General features: G+C 51.4%; 1 protein-coding gene. It reads right to left on the bottom strand.

The window, feature by feature from the left end; all coding sequences use genetic code 11:
* Positions 1 to 315, bottom strand: a 315-nt coding sequence (locus HBA93_RS20090) for a L,D-transpeptidase (protein WP_221724453.1), incomplete at both ends; no start/stop codon positions are given.

Below are 315 nucleotides of genomic sequence, written 5' to 3'. Positions count from 1 at the left end.
TACTCCCATCCTTCCTACCTCCCCTCTCCCTCCCCCCCCGCACCTTATCATAAAGATGCATCACATCCTGATTGACCATGCGGATACAACCGGACGAAACAGACTTGCCGATTGTCCAATATTCCGGTGAACCGTGAATACGGTAAATGGTGTCTCTGCCGTCTTTATGAATGTAATGCGCACGGGCACCAAGCGGATTATTCAGACCAGGTCCCATGCCGCCATTGGCAATGCTATATGGCTGCAAGGCAGGGTTACGTGCAACCATTTCATCTGGTGGTGTCCAGCGTGGCCATTTACGCTTATAGGCGATTT

Origin of the sequence: Ochrobactrum sp. SFR4 (genome assembly GCF_019730395.1) — a bacterium.
In the GTDB taxonomy this organism is placed as follows: domain Bacteria; phylum Pseudomonadota; class Alphaproteobacteria; order Rhizobiales; family Rhizobiaceae; genus Pseudochrobactrum.
This window is presented reverse-complemented; position numbering and strand designations above follow the sequence as displayed.